Origin of the sequence: Pseudoalteromonas sp. ESRF-bin5, assembly GCF_002632075.1 — a bacterium.
Lineage (GTDB): Bacteria > Pseudomonadota > Gammaproteobacteria > Enterobacterales > Alteromonadaceae > Pseudoalteromonas > Pseudoalteromonas marina.
In genome coordinates, this window is record NZ_NTLW01000079.1 from 22,758 (window position 1) to 40,855 (window position 18,098).

The 18,098-nt window shown below is 40.3% G+C and carries 20 protein-coding genes; 12 read left to right on the forward strand and 8 right to left on the reverse strand.

The genetic code is table 11. The features are described from left to right. Positions 1-74 precede the first annotated feature (74 nt). Positions 75-1,007 carry an aq_1923 C-terminal domain gene (locus BCG07_RS03680; RefSeq protein ID WP_286888729.1) on the forward strand — a complete coding sequence of 311 codons (933 nt, stop codon included), beginning with the start codon at positions 75-77 and terminating at the stop codon, positions 1,005-1,007. A gap of 76 nt (positions 1,008-1,083) precedes the next feature. On the opposite strand, the gene serA is transcribed toward BCG07_RS03680, so the two are convergent. The 5 genes from serA to metK form a co-directional block, all read right to left on the reverse strand. After that, entirely contained in the window at positions 1,084-2,313 is a 1,230-nt protein-coding gene (gene serA / locus BCG07_RS03685) for a phosphoglycerate dehydrogenase (RefSeq protein WP_286888731.1), read from the reverse strand. 9 nt (positions 2,314-2,322) lie between these two features. After that, positions 2,323-2,976, reverse strand: a complete 654-nt coding sequence (rpiA, locus tag BCG07_RS03690; protein ID WP_058428471.1) for a ribose-5-phosphate isomerase RpiA — start codon at positions 2,974-2,976, stop codon at positions 2,323-2,325. A gap of 53 nt (positions 2,977-3,029) precedes the next feature. Continuing rightward, positions 3,030-3,626 (reverse strand): 5-formyltetrahydrofolate cyclo-ligase, encoded by a 597-nt coding sequence (locus BCG07_RS03695; RefSeq protein WP_243532841.1) that lies wholly within the window; start codon positions 3,624-3,626, stop codon positions 3,030-3,032. Between the two features lie 20 nt (positions 3,627-3,646). After that, positions 3,647-4,195 (reverse strand): hypothetical protein, encoded by a 549-nt coding sequence (locus tag BCG07_RS03700; protein WP_243532843.1) that lies wholly within the window; start codon positions 4,193-4,195, stop codon positions 3,647-3,649. 163 nt (positions 4,196-4,358) lie between these two features. Continuing rightward, positions 4,359-5,510, reverse strand: a complete 1,152-nt coding sequence (gene metK, locus BCG07_RS03705) for a methionine adenosyltransferase (protein WP_006791943.1) — start codon at positions 5,508-5,510, stop codon at positions 4,359-4,361. Positions 5,511-5,815: 305 nt separating this feature from the next. Between metK and tkt the strand changes: the two genes are divergently transcribed. From tkt to BCG07_RS03745, 8 genes are all read left to right on the forward strand, one after another. Then, positions 5,816-7,807, forward strand: coding sequence for a transketolase (tkt, locus tag BCG07_RS03710; protein WP_286888733.1), 1,992 nt, complete (start codon positions 5,816-5,818; stop codon positions 7,805-7,807). A gap of 347 nt (positions 7,808-8,154) precedes the next feature. Continuing rightward, positions 8,155-8,469 carry a pyrimidine/purine nucleoside phosphorylase gene (gene ppnP / locus BCG07_RS03715; protein ID WP_010555829.1) on the forward strand — a complete coding sequence of 105 codons (315 nt, stop codon included), beginning with the start codon at positions 8,155-8,157 and terminating at the stop codon, positions 8,467-8,469. A 180-nt stretch (positions 8,470-8,649) separates the two neighbouring features. Beyond that, on the forward strand, positions 8,650-9,006 hold the full coding sequence (gene hpf / locus BCG07_RS03720) for a ribosome hibernation-promoting factor, HPF/YfiA family (RefSeq protein WP_006791946.1): 357 nt from the start codon (positions 8,650-8,652) through the stop codon (positions 9,004-9,006). 142 nt (positions 9,007-9,148) lie between these two features. Beyond that, complete coding sequence (locus BCG07_RS03725; protein ID WP_286888738.1) at positions 9,149-10,384, forward strand: NRAMP family divalent metal transporter; 1,236 nt, start codon at positions 9,149-9,151, stop codon at positions 10,382-10,384. Between the two features lie 71 nt (positions 10,385-10,455). Then, positions 10,456-10,911, forward strand: a complete 456-nt coding sequence (locus tag BCG07_RS03730) for a GNAT family N-acetyltransferase (protein ID WP_286888740.1) — start codon at positions 10,456-10,458, stop codon at positions 10,909-10,911. An 18-nt stretch (positions 10,912-10,929) separates the two neighbouring features. Beyond that, complete coding sequence (locus BCG07_RS03735; protein ID WP_286888742.1) at positions 10,930-11,340, forward strand: GNAT family N-acetyltransferase; 411 nt, start codon at positions 10,930-10,932, stop codon at positions 11,338-11,340. Between the two features lie 178 nt (positions 11,341-11,518). Then, entirely contained in the window at positions 11,519-13,708 is a 2,190-nt protein-coding gene (locus BCG07_RS03740; RefSeq protein ID WP_286888744.1) for a putative Ig domain-containing protein, read from the forward strand. Positions 13,709-14,085: 377 nt separating this feature from the next. Further along, the gene (locus BCG07_RS03745) at positions 14,086-14,277 is read left to right on the forward strand and encodes a DUF3185 family protein (protein ID WP_286888745.1); all 192 of its coding nucleotides are present in this window, start codon (positions 14,086-14,088) and stop codon (positions 14,275-14,277) included. A 92-nt stretch (positions 14,278-14,369) separates the two neighbouring features. Here the strand turns inward: BCG07_RS03745 and BCG07_RS03750 are convergent, their stop codons facing one another. Genes BCG07_RS03750 through BCG07_RS03760 form a run of 3 tightly spaced genes read right to left on the reverse strand, consistent with a single transcriptional unit; the run spans position 14,370 to position 16,683 of the window. After that, on the reverse strand, positions 14,370-15,557 hold the full coding sequence (locus BCG07_RS03750; RefSeq protein ID WP_286888748.1) for a vWA domain-containing protein: 1,188 nt from the start codon (positions 15,555-15,557) through the stop codon (positions 14,370-14,372). 1 nt (position 15,558) lies between these two features. Beyond that, on the reverse strand, positions 15,559-16,407 hold the full coding sequence (locus BCG07_RS03755; RefSeq protein ID WP_286888750.1) for an AAA family ATPase: 849 nt from the start codon (positions 16,405-16,407) through the stop codon (positions 15,559-15,561). 51 nt (positions 16,408-16,458) lie between these two features. Then, positions 16,459-16,683: a DUF1653 domain-containing protein gene (locus BCG07_RS03760; protein ID WP_006791952.1), complete on the reverse strand. Its 225-nt coding sequence runs from the start codon at positions 16,681-16,683 to the stop codon at positions 16,459-16,461. A gap of 60 nt (positions 16,684-16,743) precedes the next feature. Here BCG07_RS03760 and BCG07_RS03765 point away from each other — a divergent pair, with 60 nt between their 5' ends. The 3 genes from BCG07_RS03765 to BCG07_RS03775 all read left to right on the forward strand — a co-directional run. Then, positions 16,744-17,223, forward strand: a complete 480-nt coding sequence (locus tag BCG07_RS03765; RefSeq protein ID WP_006791953.1) for a DUF2947 domain-containing protein — start codon at positions 16,744-16,746, stop codon at positions 17,221-17,223. Between the two features lie 74 nt (positions 17,224-17,297). Continuing rightward, positions 17,298-17,930, forward strand: coding sequence for a hypothetical protein (locus tag BCG07_RS03770; protein WP_006791954.1), 633 nt, complete (start codon positions 17,298-17,300; stop codon positions 17,928-17,930). Between the two features lie 40 nt (positions 17,931-17,970). Then, a partial coding sequence (locus tag BCG07_RS03775; protein WP_502694041.1) for an FtsB/FtsL family cell division protein occupies positions 17,971-18,098 on the forward strand: 128 nt, incomplete at its 3' end.

Here is an 18,098-nt window from a genome sequence, read left to right on the forward strand (position 1 = left end):
GCTTACAGCGACTGGTATGCAATGTTACTCTTGGGTTAATACAATTTTTATAAAAAATAGAATAAGGAAATAATATGAAAAAATTAATTATAGCCGCAGCGATTATTGCCGCAGGTGTTGGCGGCGTTAGCTACGCTAACTATGTTGCAACCCAAGAGGTTCGTGCTGAAGTAGACAAGCAGCTGGCCATGGTGAGTGAGCAAACGGGTGCAACATTTAAATATGCTGGCTTATCTGCAAGTGTTATTTCAAAAAGTGTTGAAATTACAAGTATGGAAGTAATAAGCCCTGAGGGCGAGAGTGTGGCCAACGTTCAAAGTATTGAAGTTAAAGGTTACGAAACCGATAAAATTTCGCCGCATACATCGCTTGATGTAAAAAATCTGACGCTCAGTAAAGACTTTATTGCCACACTGCCTGCTGACACAAATGCCATATTAGCGTCAGCAAGTTACAACCTGCATTCATCTTTAGATTATAATGAAGAGTCGGGTGAAAGCGATATGGTTGTAAAGCTCGATGCTCAAGATGTGATCAGTTTTAATATGGACATAGGGCTAGCTAATTCTAAACCGCTTATGGATACGTCGCTTGCGATGAGCAAAGAACAAAAGCAAGCGGGTGATACCCCTCTAACTTATGAGCAGCAACTGCAACAGCAAACACGTATGATGCAAGCAATGAGCAAGCTTGAACCCCGTAACGCAAGCTTTGTTATAAATAACCAAGGTAAACTTAAAGAGTTATTAGAAAGTGAGCTTTCAAAGCAAGGTATGACTATTGAGCAAATGCAAGCAATGTTAGCCCAGCAGTTAGAGCAAGCGCCTGTAACTGAAGAAATAGCGAATGCGTTAACCAGCTTTGCCAGCGGTTTAAATTCGTTAACTGTTTCAGCAAAATTGCCTGAAGGCCAAACTATGATGGAAGTTAACCAGCAATTAATGATGCTAGCTGGTAAGCCAGAAGAACTGGTTAAGTTTATAAATTTAGAAGTTAAAGGCGAGTAATCACGATAAGTCGTTAAATCATAATTTAAAAAGCCGCACTTGTTTAATCAAATGCGGCTTTTATTATAGATAATGTTTAGTGAAGAATACGCGCTCTAATTGTTCCTTCAACTGCACTTAGCTCTTTAAGCGCTACTTCAGAGTGGTCGGTATCAACGTCAATAACCACATAACCAATTGCTTCATCAGTTTGTAAGTACTGAGCCGCTATATTGATACCGTGCTGCGCAAACGCTTGGTTAATTTGCGTTAACACACCTGGGCGGTTGTGGTGAACATGCAATAAGCGACTACGGTTAGCAAGCTCTGGCAGTGATACCTCAGGGAAGTTAACGGCGGTAATTGTAGAGCCGTTATCTGAGTATTTAGCCAATTTACCTGTCACTTCAATACCAATATTTTCTTGAGCTTCTTGAGTTGAACCACCAATATGCGGCGTTAAAATAACGTTATCGAAGTCGCGTAGTGGCGATACAAACTCTTCATCGTTAGATTTAGGTTCAACAGGGAACACGTCAATTGCTGCACCACTTAGCTTTTTCTCGCTAAGTGATTCTGCAAGGGCATCAATATCAACAACGGTGCCGCGAGAGGCGTTAATTAAAATAGCGCCTTGTTTCATTACCGCAAGCTCTGCCGAACCGATTAAGTTTTTGGTTTGTGGTGTTTCTGGCACATGCAAACTAATTACATCAGATCGCTGAAGTAGTTGAGTCAAGTTATGCACTTGTTTTGCATTACCCAGTGTTAGCTTATCCTCAATATCGTAAAACTCGACGTTCATACCAATATTTTCAGCCATAATACCTAGCTGAGTACCAATGTGGCCGTAGCCAATAATACCCAACGTTTTACCACGTGCTTCAAATGAACCCGTTGCTGTTTTTAGCCACTCACCACGGTGAGCCGCAGCATTTCGCTCAGGTATACCGCGAAGTAAAAGCAGTATTTCACCAAGTACTAGCTCTGCAACAGAGCGTGTATTTGAAAATGGCGCATTAAATACAGCAATACCACGCTGGCGAGCGTTACTTAAGTCAACTTGGTTTGTGCCAATACAAAAACAACCAATGGCAATCAGCTTCTCTGCAGCATCTAAAACAGCTTCGTTAATATGAGTACGAGAACGCAGACCTACAAAGTGAGCGTCTTTAATACGTTCTTTAAGCTCGTCTTCAGGTAGCGATGTTTTAACGTAGTCTATATTGCTGTAACCATTTCGTTTTAGCGTTTCAACTGCGCTTTGGTGCACACCTTCAAGCAAGAGAATTTTAATTTTGTCTTTTGCTAACGATACCTTACTCATAACCTCATCCTATTTAATTTGAGGCCCATTTTTAGTGCCGATAATTACTTTATCAGCACCACGCATCGCAAATAGGCCATTGGTAACTACGCCAACAATTTGATTTATATCTGTCTCAAGTTGCTTAGCATTGGTAATATTTAAATTATATACGTCTAAAATAACGTTACCGTTATCGGTAACCACACCTTGGCGGTAGACTGGGTCGCCGCCTAACTTTAATAACTCACGTGCTACGTAGCTGCGCGCCATTGGAATAACTTCAACGGGAAGCGGAAATTCCCCCAATGTGTCCACTAGTTTGGTGTCATCAACAATACACACAAACTGCTTAGCAACTGCAGCCACAATTTTTTCACGGGTAAGTGCAGCACCACCGCCTTTAATCATTTCGTTTTGAGCGTTAATTTCATCCGCGCCGTCGATGTAAACATCGAGTGCATCGATATCGTTTAGCTCAAACACTTCAATACCGAGCTCTTTTAAACGCGCTGTAGAAGCTTCAGAGCTTGATACTGCACCTACTAAAGTGTCTTTAACTGTACCAAGGGCATCAATAAAGTGATTAACGGTTGAGCCTGTGCCTACACCTACTATCGTGTTTTCTTTTACAAACTCGAGTGCAGCCCATGCTGCTGCTTTTTTTAATTCGTCTTGTGTCATTATTTTGTGCTCATGTATGTCAAACGTGTGCTGCAAGTATGCGAATAATCACATCACCAGCAGTAATTTTTGTTGGGTGTTATTATGGTTTTAAGCGGTACGTCCCAAGACTCTATTGGCAATACATCAACTTTTTGGCACTCATGTGCAAGGCCTATAAGTCGTGTTTTTTGCCAGTTTTCATCGTGTAAACGAGCCAGTGTTCTATCGTAAAACCCACCTCCCATTCCTAAGCGATTACCTTGATTATCGAATGCAACTAATGGCATAAGTAAGTAGTCCAGCTCGGGTAAAGGGCATATTTGACTGCAATTTAGCTTAGGTTCAAAGATACCATAGCGATTTGCCTTCATGGGTGAGTTTTTCTCATAGCGCTGAAACAGCAAAGTGGCGCCATTAAATGGGTGTATTACTGGTAGGTAAATAACGTGATTTAAGTTCCATAATTCTTTAATTAACAAGGAGGTATCAAGCTCTCCGTCGTTACTTAAATAAATGGCGATATGTTGATTTTTAGCTGTTTTTTTTGTTTTTAAGTATTGAATAAAATTCATACTTAAAGATTGAGATGCTAAATTTTGCTGTTCATTAGACAAATTATTACGTAATTCGCGAATAGATTTTCTTATTTGGGCGCGTGAATCGCTCATTTTTCAAACTTACCAACTAATTAAAAAGCAAATAAAGCAGGAAACGCCAAGTACACCGCAAGTATAATAAGCAACGTAACAACCGTAGCTATTAACGAATAAAGCAATGCATTACTGCGTTTTTTAGGCTGAGTTATTAGTTCCTCGTCCAGTAATAGCTCTTCGTCTTGCCATTCGTCTTCATCTACTTCAGGGGTTTTTGTTTGGTTTTCAGGTAAGCGCTGCTCAAGGTCTTCGAGTTTTTCTTCTAGCCTGATTAAACTGCTGGTTATGTAGTCTAATGCGTCAAAAATACGCTCATCTCGCTGGCTATCACTTACCGTTTGAGTGGTTTTTTCAGTATTTGTCGATACAGCTTGAAGCTTACTTTTAATACCCATTCCAACAAGTAGCTTAGCTTGTTTTAATGCTTTGTTTTTATCGCTAGGCGCAAATAAAGGCTTACCTTTAAAAAATAAGGCTACTTTTTCTTCTGAGATTTTTAGTTTTGCCGCCAGTGTTGTACACGCTGTTTTTGAGTCAACGTTATCAGCGAGTCCAGCAAACATAACGCGAAAGTTATCGGTCATTTAAATATCCCTAAAGCTTTATAATTAAATGAGTATATACCTAAAGTATAAAAAAGTTCGAGGACCAATTAATAGTTATTTTTTAAACTATGAATTAGCGTTGCGTTACATAATTGCTAGCTATAAAAAAGGCCCTTAAAAGGGCCGTTTTTTTGCTTTAGTCTTAAAGACCCGCTGCTGCGCGAAGTGCGTCAGCTTTATCTGTGCGTTCCCATGGGAATTCGTCACGGCCAAAGTGGCCGTAAGCTGCAGTAGGAAGGTAGATAGGGCGCTCTAAATCAAGCATTTGAATTAAGCCGTAAGGGCGTAGGTCAAAATGTTCACGAATTAATTCGATTAAACGTGCTTCTTCTAATTTACCAGTACCAAACGTTTCAACACTAATAGAAGTTGGCTCTGCAACACCTATTGCGTAAGATACTTGTAATTCACACTTATCAGCAAGGCCAGCAGCCACTACGTTTTTAGCCACGTAACGTGCAGCGTATGCAGCTGAGCGGTCAACTTTTGATGGATCTTTACCAGAGAAAGCACCACCACCGTGACGTGCCATACCGCCGTATGTATCAACAATGATTTTACGACCTGTTAAACCACAGTCACCCATTGGACCACCAATTACAAATCGGCCTGTTGGGTTAATAAAAAACTTAGTTGCGCTTGTGATTAGTTCAGCAGGAAGTACTGGCTTGATGATGGTTTCCATCACAGCTTCTACTAAATCGTTTTGAGAGATGTCTTCGCTGTGCTGAGTTGACAGAACAACCGCATCAATACCTACTGGCTTACCGTTTTCGTATGCAAAAGTAACTTGAGATTTTGCATCTGGACGTAACCAGTTAAGCTCGCCGCTTTTACGTACTTGTGCTTGACGTTGAACTAAACGGTGAGAATACGTGATAGGTGCAGGCATTAACACTTCAGTTTCGTTACATGCGTAACCAAACATTAAACCTTGGTCGCCAGCGCCTTGTTCTTCTGGGCTAGTACGGTCAACACCTTGGTTAATGTCTGGAGACTGTTTACCAATGGTGTTCAAAATTGCACACGAGTCAGCATCAAAACCCATATCTGAGTGAGTGTAGCCAATTTCACGTACTGTTTTACGCGTAATCTCTTCTATATCAACCCATGCGCTAGTAGTGATTTCACCACCAACCATAACCATACCTGTTTTCACGTATGTTTCGCACGCAACGCGGGCATGAGAGTCTTGCTCTAGGATAGCATCAAGAACCGCATCAGAGATTTGGTCGGCGATTTTATCCGGATGACCTTCAGAAACAGATTCAGAAGTAAATAAATGTTTTGCCATTGTAATTATGCTCACAAATATTGCGCTTCACAAACGTCGGTATTAGCGCTAAAAAATTAAGGGGCGTATTTTATCTAAAACGAAACACCTTGCATAGTGTTTTTACGCCTAGACGTCTAAATTAAATTAGTTATGACATTATGGTCTTAAAAAATATTCATAATACCTCATTTTTATAGGGTTTTTAATTGCACACAGCCCCCACAATAAGTAAGAATGGTCGCAATAAAAGTGCTCTTGTAACTTGAGTACATAAACGAACACATAAATACCCGCGCAAATACATATATAAGGTAGGAGAATTCATGCCATCTCGCAAAGAACTTGCAAATGCTATTCGCGTCTTGTCAATGGACGCAGTACAAAAGGCCAAATCTGGTCACCCTGGAGCCCCTATGGGCATGGCTGATATCGCAGAAGTATTATGGCGCGATTATCTAAAACATAATCCATCAAATCCAGAGTGGGCAGACCGAGATCGATTTATACTGTCAAACGGCCACGGTTCAATGCTTATCTATTCTTTATTGCACTTAAGTGGTTATGATTTACCGTTGGACGAAATTAAAAACTTCCGTCAAATGCACTCTAAAACACCAGGCCACCCAGAATACAGTTATGCGCCAGGTATCGAGACCACTACGGGCCCACTAGGCCAAGGGATCACAAATGCAGTAGGCATGGCAATTGCTGAAAAAGCGCTTGCGGCACAATTTAACCGTGAAGGTCACGACATTGTTGATCATCATACCTATGCATTCATGGGCGACGGTTGTTTAATGGAAGGCATTTCGCATGAAGCCTGTTCGCTTGCCGGCACATTAGGCCTTGGCAAGCTGGTTGCTTTTTGGGATGACAACGGCATTTCTATTGATGGTGAAGTTGAAGGTTGGTTTAGCGATGACACACCAGCACGTTTTAAAGCGTACGGCTGGCACGTAATTAGTGACGTTGATGGCCACGACAGCGATGCAGTAAGTGCTGCAATTAGCGAAGCAAAAAGCGTGACTGATAAACCAACCCTCATTTGTTGTAAAACAATTATTGGTTACGGTTCACCTAATAAATCGGGTAGCCACGACTGTCACGGTGCACCACTTGGCGATGACGAAATTAAAGCATCGCGTGAGTTTTTAGGTTGGACGGGCGATGCATTTGAAATCCCTGAAGACATTTACGCACAGTGGGATGGAAAAGCTAAAGGCCAAGAACTTGAATCAAGCTGGGACGAAAAGTTTGCAGCCTATGCAAAAGCATTCCCAGAGCTTGCAGCTGAGTACAAACGCCGTACAAATTCAGATTTACCTGCCGATTGGGCTGAAAAGTCACAAGCGTATATTGAGCAGTTACAAGCAAACCCGGCAAATCCAGCATCTCGTAAAGCGTCACAAAATGCATTAAATGCATTTGGTCCATTATTACCAGAATTTATGGGTGGCTCTGCCGATTTAGCAGGTTCAAACTTAACAATTTGGGAAGGCTCTAAAGGCCTAACAGCGGACGATGCAAGTGGTAACTACGTTTACTACGGTGTGCGTGAGTTTGGTATGTCGGCAATTATGAACGGTATTGCACTTCATAAAGGCTTTATTCCTTACGGTGCAACGTTCTTAATGTTTATGGAATACGCACGCAACGCGGTTCGTATGGCTGCATTAATGAAGCAACCAAGCATTTTTGTATACACGCACGATTCAATTGGTTTAGGTGAAGATGGTCCAACTCACCAACCAGTAGAGCAAATTGCCAGCATGCGTTTAACGCCTAACCTTTATAACTGGCGCCCGTGTGACCAAGTTGAGTCAGCAATTGCATGGCAACAAGCTATTGAACGTAAAGACGGTCCTACATCGTTAATATTCACACGCCAAGGTCTTGAGCAACAGGCGCGTGATGCACAACAGTTAAGCGACGTCAAAAAGGGTGGTTACATCCTTAGCTGTGACGGCAACCCAGAGCTAATTATTATTGCAACCGGTTCTGAGGTGCAATTAGCACAAGATTCAGCTACTGAATTACGCAGCCAAGGTAAAAAGGTACGTGTTGTATCTATGCCATGTACTGATGCATTCGAAGATCAATCGCCTGAGTACAAAGAAAGCGTATTACCAGCAAGCGTTTCACGTCGCGTAGCGGTAGAGGCAGGTATTGCTGATTATTGGTACAAGTATGTAGGCCTAAATGGCGCCGTAGTCGGTATGACCACCTTTGGTGAGTCTGCACCAGCTAACGAGTTGTTTGAGCACTTTGGCTTTACGGTTGAAAACATTGTAAGTAAAGCAAACGCACTTTTTTAATCGTTTTTGATTAAATAAGTTAAGTAATTTAAAAACCCGCCAATGTGCGGGTTTTTTTATGCCCATATATGAAACAACTTCATCTTATACCAATCCGCTTAATTAAGTGATCTATTTTGAGGATAGGTAAACGTGTTGATAGCTAGGCAAAAAATTCGTTATTTAGTTGTTCTAAATGAGGATTTTTTAACGCAGATAGCGACACTTTTAGCCCCTAAAAATGATTAAGTATTATTGCGAATTGGTATTAAGCGTTACTGCTTTTCTTGCAAGAAAGTAAGCTATCAGGCAAGGTAGTGAGATAAAATTTATAAATAAAGATCTTTAAATTAATAGCAGGAGCTAAAATGTCTCAGTTTGAAAATGTAAGCGTAGTTAAAAAGGCCAACGTGTATTTTGACGGAAAAGTGTCAAGCCGTACGGTTGTATTTAGCGATGGAACTACCAAAACATTAGGCTTTATGCAGCCGGGTGAATTTGTATTCGATACCAGTAAAAAAGAACTCATGGAGCTGTTAGGTGGCCAGTGGGATATTTTATTACCAGGGGCAAGCGAGTGGAAAACGTTTTCTGCGGGCGAGTCGTTTAATGTAGACGCTAACGTAAGCTTTAAAGTAAAAGTAAGTGATTTTGCCGACTACTGTTGCTCGTACACAGATTAATAGCTAGCACAGTTAGACGTCTGAAAGCCCATGGTTTATGGGCTTTGCATAAACTTTGCGCAACACATGATTTAAATCACCAAAAACCGCAAATAAACCTCAAATATCTCTCTTTTTTCCTTGTGTTAATCTAAATAGCCCCCAATACTATTTATGAGGTAACAAATAAAAGGATACCCTATGAAAATTAATCTTTCTGGTCACCATGTTGAAGTTACTGACTCTATTAGAGAGCACATCAACGAAAAATTTTCTAAAATTGAGAGCCACTTTCCATCACTTATTTCTCTCGATATGATCTTGTCTAAAGAGCATCATAAAATCCAAGCCGAAATTAGCACTAATTACGAAGGTGCGCGAATATCAGTAAAAGGGGAAAACGAAGTAATGTACCCAGCTATTGCAAGCGCAGCTAAAAAACTCGATGCAGCACTAAAACATCGAAAAGGGCAAATAAAAGCAAATTTACACGAAAAGCCTGTAAGTACAACGCCAGAAATAGCGCACGAAATCATCCAAGAGATGGAACTAAAATAATTTTTAGTCCCAAAGCACTATAAAAAAGAGCCTTACGGCTCTTTTTTATTGCCTTTAATTTAGGTAAGTTATGCAGCCTTCGGTGTTATTAATTGTGAAAATTAATAACCAGAGTGAATAACATACACAATTTGAGAAATTAATGCAGCAAATACACACTTCTTGGAAATCTCACGTAGGCGCACTAGGCCCTGGTATTTTAATGGCAACTGCAGCAATTGGCGGGTCTCACTTAGTTGCATCTACTCAGGCTGGCGCGCTATTTGGCTGGCAACTATTTTGGTTAATACTGGCTGTTAACGTATTAAAATATCCGTTTTTTCGCTTTGGTATGGAATATACCTTAGCCACTAAAAACAGTTTAGTAGAAGGCTATAAAAACAAAGGCCCGGTGTATTTTTATAGTTTTATAGGCCTAAACATACTCGCTGCTGTTGTTAATACCGCAGGCGTATTACTACTTACCGCCAGCTTACTGCATTACGCACTGCCTGTAGTGATAGAGGTAACCCTGCTATGTTGGATATTGCTCGGTGTTTGCTTAGCAATATTATTGTTAGGTCACTTTAAAGCGCTTGATAGCGTTGCTAAAGGCATTATGGGGCTCTTAACGCTCGCTACTGTTATTGCGCTAGTTATCGCATTTAGTAACGGCCCAATGGCGCCAGCTGACTATATTGGCCCGTCACCTTACGAACTTGCTATGCTCAGCTTTATGGTCGCTTTAATGGGCTGGATGCCAGCACCCATAGAAATATCAGCCCTTAGTTCGCTATGGCTCAAAGAAAAACAAACTCAGCAAACGGTCACTAAAAGCCAAGGCTTATTCGATTTTAACGTAGGCTATTGGCTAACAGCCTGCTTAGCATTGGTATTTTTTAGCTTAGGTGTGCTGGTGCAATACGGGCAAAGCAGCAGTATTGAGCTTGGCGGTGTTGCCTTTGCTAAACAGCTTATTGATATGTACGCACTGACTATTGGTGAGTGGGCAAGGCCGCTGGTATCAGCTATTGCTTTTTTATGTATGTTTGGCACTACACTCACCGTGCTTGACGGCTACGCACGTACACTTAACGAGTCACATAAATTGCTTGGTTTTGGGCAATCAAAACACAGCCTAAATATTTGGTTAATACTGCAAGCACTTGCAGGCATGGCCGTTATTTTATTTTTTAAATCAGCTCTTGGCTCCATGCTTACCTTTGCCATGACACTTGCTTTTGTAACCACCCCCGTTTTTGCATGGCTTAACTTTAGCCTAGTGCGCTCAGAGCCCGCCATTAAACATAGCGCACTATTGCGCAGCTTAACGTGGTTAGGCTTAGTGTACTTAGTTGGTTTTGCTGTTGTGTTTGTGGTGTGGAAGTTAGCAGCCTAAATATAGCCACTTACTTTAGGGCTTCAATTAAAGCCCTAAAATATAAAATTTTAGGATTAAACGAGGCATAAATGGATATTAGAACAGGCGAGCTTTCAAACCTTCACGTTATAAAGCTACTACAAGCGCATCATAACGATATGCTAAAATACTCCCCCATTGAGAGCGTACATGCACTTGATGTAACTAAACTCACTCAGCCCGATATAACTTTTTATAGTTTATGGATTGATAATAACTTAGCGGGTGTTGGCGCATTAAAAGTGCTCAATGCCACGCATGGCGAAATTAAATCAATGCGCACCTCAAGCAACTATTTACGCCAAGGCATAGCCGCTAAGTTACTCACGCATATTATTGAGCAAGCAACACTGCGAGGGTATAAAAAACTTAGCTTAGAAACCGGCACTGCTAAGGCGTTTTTACCTGCGCAAAAGCTTTACACTCAGTTTGGTTTTAAAGAGTGCGAACCGTTTGCTGATTATGAGTTAGATCCGTATAGCTTGTTTATGAGTAAAGGGCTTTAAAAGTGAGTAGGGGATATTATGGGTTATAAAGTTGAACTTAAAGCCCCTGCACTGGATGAATTTACCAATTTACGTACACAAGTAAAGTGGAGAAACCCCGACGATGAAGTACTAAAAGCAAGCATCGAAAACTCACAGTTTTGGGTTGCCGTGTACGACATTGATAAGTTGATAGGCACTGGCAGAGTGATTGGTGATGGCGCAATGTATTTTTATATTCAAGATATAATTGTTGCGCCAAGCTATCAAAAACAAGGCATTGGCCATTTAGTAATGACCCACATTGAAAACTACTTAAGCAACACCTGTTCTAATGGCGCTACAGTAGGTTTATTAAGTGCTCACGGTAAAGAAAGCTTTTATACACATTATGGTTATGTAAAACGTGATGGCGATAGTTTAGGGTTTGGAATGTGTAAGTTTTTTTAAATAGTATAAAAAATTTCGTAGATAGAGAAATCACCTTTAACCTTTTCTTTCAATGCTTTTAAGTTGCTAAACTTATTTACAAAGATCTCATTTTTCCATATCTACTTGTTAAATAAAGGTTGTTTTAATGTTTTTTTATGATTAATATCTTTGCCGTTGATAAATATAAGGAAATATAATGGAACATCAATTTAAACTCAAATCCCTACTTGTTTTACCTCTTGTAACTATTTTAACCGCATGTGGCTCTTCAGATTCAAATGAGAAAGCGACTAATAATGAAGTTGCTATTGTAAATAATGCGCCTCTAATAACATCTGAAGCGGTAACCTCTGCTATCGAAGACAATACTTATACTTATTTAGTTGAAGTTCAAGATGATGGAGATGATTTGACGTTTACACTCAGTTCATTCCCAGAGGGTATGTCTATATCTGAAACAGGCTTAATTGAATGGCTTCCTACCGAAGGAGTATTAAGCTCAGGTGAAGTAGTTGTTGCCGTTAATGACGGGGAAAATGATAATGTAATTCAATCATTTGAAGTAGTCGTTACTCCGGTTAATGATACCCCTGTATTATCCCTCATACCAAATCAAACAGTTAAAAGTGGGGATGATTTTAGTTTTCAATTAGTTTTGACTGATCCTGACGATAATATAGAAAATGGTGACTTCTCGTTTTCAGTTTCCCCTGAAATTGAAGGAATGGAAATAGATCAAAACGGTCTAATTACTTATCAAGCCAGAGCTTCAGAGACAACTGAGTATAACTTAACAGTTGAAGTGAGAGATGGACAAGAAGATGGAGTATTACCTGTAAGAGCTTCATTCATACTTGATGAGCAATTCTTTCAAGGTATTTCAGCGGTTATAAAAAATTACTACACTGAAGATGTAATTCCAAATGCAGATGCTTTTTTGACGAATGGTAATGAAATCCTAGCTGATTCGGTCTCTGATGAAAATGGGATTGTTACATTTTCTATCCAAGATATATACATTACTGAACGCATGTCTATTATCAGTGACGCTTCTGGCTTTGCTGAGATGGCTATAGGCTTAAATGAAGAGCAAATAGACTTGTCTAATAATATCTTATTACAACCTGTTCAGGCTGAGATATCGTTTGATCCAACTATCGAGAATAATCTTTCAGTTGAGGATTTTGTACTTGTAGAGTTACCTGCTAACAGCTTGCAGCGAGCGGATGGGACTTTAGCTACAGGACTCGTCAATGCAGAGCTCACAATTATAAACCCTGCTATTGATATTAACCTTATGCCCGGTGAAATGATTACTAAAGATGTTAATGGAGAGATTAAACCTATTGAGTCTTTTGGAGCGATAACGGTTACTTTTGAAGATGCTGATGGCGTTGAACTTAATTTGACTGAAAATATGCAAGCCAAAATAAATATTCCAGCTGTTGGTGAGCTAGATGGAACGGTTCCTTTATATTACTTTGACAATAACTCTGGCCTTTGGATAGAAGAGGGGCAGGTTGAGTTAGTATCTGGACCACAAGGAAATTACTATTCCGGAATGGTTTCCCATTTTACTACATGGAATGCTGATCGGATATATGAAACTATTTTTATAAATGGTTGTATTGAAGACAAGGATCAAAATCGACTTGAAGGTGTACAAATTAATTCAGAAGGCAGGGACTATATAGGTTCGTCATCAGCGGTTACTGATGAAAATGGCGACTTTTCAATACCTGCAAAGATGAATAGTACTGTTCTTATTTCATCTTCGGCTGGTATTCAAAGTCGAACATTTTCTATTGATACTTTTAATACTGATATTACTCTAAGTGAGTGTGTTGTTTTAAATGAAGCATTTACTAAGATAAAGTTAAATTGGGGATTAATGCCAACTGATTTGGATTCTCATTTATGGGGGCCTTCAAGTACGAACGGCGAACAGTTCCATATTTATTTTGGAAATGAGCAAGTAATAGTAAACGACGTAGTTATGTTTTTAGACGTTGACGATGTCACTAGTTATGGCCCTGAGGTGATCTCTATACCAGAGTTTGCTTTACCAGGAACATACTCTTACAAAGTACATAATTATTCTGGTACTCCAGAAATTGACTCTGATACTACTAAGGTTGAGTTATTAATTGACGACCGTAGGTATGTGTTTACTCCACCTGGTGAAGGTGCAGATGAAATGTGGCATGTTTTTGATTTAATTGTAAGTGAAGTAGGGAATGTGCAAGTCAATAAGGTAGATATATTTGAACCTTATTACTTTTATTCGAGTAACTCTTTAGTTCCAAACTCTAATATTGAGCCAAAAATTAAGTATTATGAAAGCATTTATAATAAACTGATAACTGGTAAGTATTACGCTAAGTAATATATTTACGAGCCTCTTTTATTAAGGGGCTCGCTTCTAAATATTTAACTCATATAGCCCTTTATTTTCAATAAACTCCTCGACTGCGCAATTGAAACCGTAAACTAACATTGATTGTTATAACTCTGTTTATTATACCTGACTACACTTGCGATGATTAAAATGTAGAGTTATTCAGAGGGTACTGTTGGTTAGCAATCTGTATATATTGGATGTAAATAATAACTTCAAAGGTTGTATTTTTACACTTAAAAAATAGTTATGACTTTCTATATTATCTGTTCAAGTTACGTTAACTACCTAAGGTGTGCGTTAACTATATAGCGGTGTTGGTACTTAACTGATTCAGGTAAATAGTAGTAATATTTGGAGAAAAAATGAATAATAAAATTTTAGGAATAGTACTTGTAGTAGTTGGCGCAGCATTAGCTACGTGGGGCTACAATGTTTACGATGCAGCTGCGTCGCAAATCAGCAGAACATTAAGCGGCGATACGCCAATGGAAGCGTTGGCTGGTATGGTCGGTGGCGCTATTTGTGTTCTAGTCGGTATTTCACGGTTAAAGTAAATTAGTCATATTAGATTTCTCAACAAAATCCCCCCCATTTTATTGAGAATATATCTTTATAATTTAAGAATGCATTTTATTAATACTCAGTATTAACTCAGATCTTTTATCGCTCTACTTATCCCATCCAAGCTCAGCGCGTACATGCGATTGTTCATTAGCTCTTTTATAAAGCCAATTGATTGATAGTACGGCCAGTGTTCAACGGGTTGTGGGTTGAGCCAGGCGACTTTATCAAAGTGGTTTGTTATACGCTGTAACCATGCACTGCCGGGCTCTTCGTTGTAATGTTCTACCGAGCCGCCAGGGTAGGCTATTTCGTATGGGCCCATAGTGGCATCACCCACAAATATGACTTTGTAGTCGCTGGTAAATTTATTAATCAGCGTCATGGTGTCTATTACGTTTGAATGGCGGCGTTGGTTATCCTGCCAAACGTGTTCGTATAAACAGTTATGAAAGTAGTAAAACTCTAAGTGTTTAAACTCGCTGTGGGCAGCACTAAACAGCTCTTCGCAGGTGTGAATGTAATCATCCATTGAGCCACCAATATCAAACAGCATTAACACTTTAACTGCGTTGTGGCGCTCTGGTGCCATTTTTACATCCAGCATGCCGCCTTGTTTAGCGGTCGCGCGAATGGTCTCGTTTAAATCAAGGGTGTCGCTTGCGCCAGTGCGGGCAAATTTACGTAGTTTTTTAAGGGCGAGTTTAATGGTGCGCGAGCCAATTTCACGATCAGAGTCTAAGTTACGGTATTCGCGTTTATCCCACACTTTGACAGCGCGGCGGTTGCGGTTGCCGTCTTGACCTATGCGCACGCCCTCGGGGTTATAACCATACGCGCCAAAGGGTGATGTACCACCCGTGCCAACCCATTTACTCCCGCCAGCATGGCGTTTTTGTTGTTCTTCTAGGCGCTCTTTGAGGGTTTTCATTAGCTCATCAAGGCCACCCATGGCGTTGAGTTGTGCTTTTTCTTCATCGCTTAAATGCTTTTCAAACTCTTTGCGCAGCCAGTCATTGGGTAAGTCATGTTGCTGCTTTAAGCTTTCGAGTAAGTCGAGGTCGGCAACGCCGCTAAAGTAATCAGCAAAGGCTTTATCAAAACGGTCAAAGTGGGTTTCGTCTTTAACCATAATGGTACGGGCTAAATAGTAAAAACCGTCAATGTCGGCAAATACCGCCCCTTTTTTTAGTGCATTGATTAAATCAAGCAGCTCACGCATGCTGACCGGTAAGCGGTATTCACGCAATTTGAAGAAAAACGCAATCAACATATTAACGGCGGCTCATAAAGGCAAGTTTTTCGATTAGGCTGATGTCTTGCTCGTTCTTTAAAAGCGCACCAAACATTGGCATTAGGCCACCTTTTTGACTTTTGTCGTGCAAGGTTTTCGCATCGATATCCTCAGCCATTAAAAGTTTAAGCCAATCGAGTAGTTCGCTGGTAGATGGTTTTTTCTTAATGCCGTTGACTTCACGTAAGTTAAAAAACACTTCTAATGCTTGGCGTACTAAATCTTGTTTTACATCGGGGTGATGGACATCAACAATCTGCTGCATTTCGTCGCTCGATGGAAAATCAATATAATGGAAAAAGCAGCGGCGCAAAAATGCATCTGGCAGTTCTTTTTCGTTATTTGAGGTGATGATCACAATAGGGCGCTGTTTAGCAACAACGCGCTCGCCAGTTTCATAAACATGAAACTCCATTTTATCCAGCTCAAGCAATAGGTCGTTTGGGAATTCGATGTCGGCTTTGTCTATTTCATCAATCAATAATACTGGGCGTTTATTATTCTGCTCGCCGTAGGTAAAGGCTTGCCAGAGCTTACCTTTAACAATGTAATTGCCTATGTCGTGCACACGCTCATCACCAAGCTGGCTATCACGCAGGCGTGATACCGCGTCATATTCGTATAAGCCTTGCTGTGCTTTGGTGGTCGATTTGATATGCCATTGTATAAGTGTGGTATCTAAACTTTTAGCCAGCTCTTCGGCCAGCATCGTTTTGCCTGTACCAGGTTCACCTTTAATAAGTAATGGTTTTTCAAGCATAATAGCAGCATTTACAGCCTGTTTTAGCGAGCTGCTTGCGATGTAATTGTCAGTAGAATTAAATTGCACGGTGTACCCTTGTCTGGTCTGAGCAGTTTGAATGGGGTTATAATGCCACAGTTAATCTGCAGGTCCAAGGTAGGCAAAACGAGGTATAGTTTTGCCCTCTTTTTCAACGGTTTCTAAAAACATACTAAGTGGTCGTGCCCAAATACCGAACTCACCATATAAGGCTTGATATATCACCAATTGTTCGTCTGTTTCGCTATGTGTTGCCTGATATAAAACTTTGTACTGCGGGCCTTTGTAGTGTTGATATAAACCCAGTTTTAGTGCTGTAGTCATGCTTCAATCTCTTGTATAATTTGTGTTTGCACTTTTAATGCTAACTAATTTGCCAATATTATGAACTATATTTCGTTAGATGATTACAGAAAAGCGTGGGTTTTTCGCCATAAAGACATTCCGGTATCAAGTGATGACGCAGCTAAAATAAAACCAATGAGCGACGAGCGCGCTGCTGTGCTTTGGAGCACAATGGTAAGCCGGGAGTTTGACCACCCCGACTTTTTTGATGACAGTATGTGGTGCGGTCAAGATAAAAGTTTTAGTGATGAAGTTAACTGGGAAGCAGCTTGGGAAAATGGCGATGCTTTACCACCTCAAGAAATTTTAGAGTTTTTAGGGTGGGAAGCAAATACCACGGTATATTTTTGTATGGCGCGCGATAATGTTATTGAAACAACGTTTGACGTATTTAAACGTAATTGGCAAAACTTTATGTTTTTAGCCGATGGCAGTTTACTAGTTGGTAAAAAGCGCAACAGTGTTGTGCAATTTTTAGAGTCGGGTAAAGCTAAGTTAGGTGAAAAACCAAGCGCTTAATTTATTATGTGTGCTTAAAAACTATTCAGTACTATGTTATAAAACAGTTATCTGAATGTTTTTGAGTAAAGCAATTGGTCGCGAAAAATCAGTCACTTGGTGAACAGCAGCAAGTTGAAATTTGGCAAACTGATGCGCAAAAGGCGCTTTATGCGCAGTTGTGCAATGCATTTTATCAGCGAGAAGTTCAGCGGTTAGTCGCCGAACCTAATGCCGATAAGCTGCGTAGGCAGTTAAAAAGTTTGCCTTATTACATTGAACGAGCTGCATCGCTTGTAGTAAACGGGCATTCGCCTTTTACGCTTGATGCACAAAATGGCTCGTGGCTCGAAAAACAAAAAGCAACGCCGCCCGATGTAAATAAACAAGCCAATGAACTTTTTTTTCAAGCGCATGCCAAAGTGGGACTAATTGTTCCGGTGATAGTAAACCAGTATGACAAATTACACCTTAGGATAGACAGTATTGATCAGGTGTCTGAAAACAAGTTGCATTGCAACGAGCTAGGGTGGTTTGATTTTTTAGGCAACGGCCTAGAGCAGCAATATGCACAACTTTTAAAGCCAAGTAAGTTGAGTTTAGCTGCAGCATGCTGTGGGCATCAGTGGCAGTTTTCAAAGCGTTGCACACCACGTGTATTATCACTACGTGAAATGCTACTGGCAGGGAACATTAATTGGCGCAATATAAAACGCCCATTAGCTTAGTTAAGTTAAAACTTTTAAATTATTAAATAAGGAGTGTTAAATGCGTGTTTTTCAAGTGTGCTTACTGTGCTTAGCACTGTTTGTTCAATACAGGTTATGGTTTGGTCAAAATGGTGTGCAAGATTACTCGCGCTTAAAAGGGGCGGTGGCAACCCACCAAGACACTAA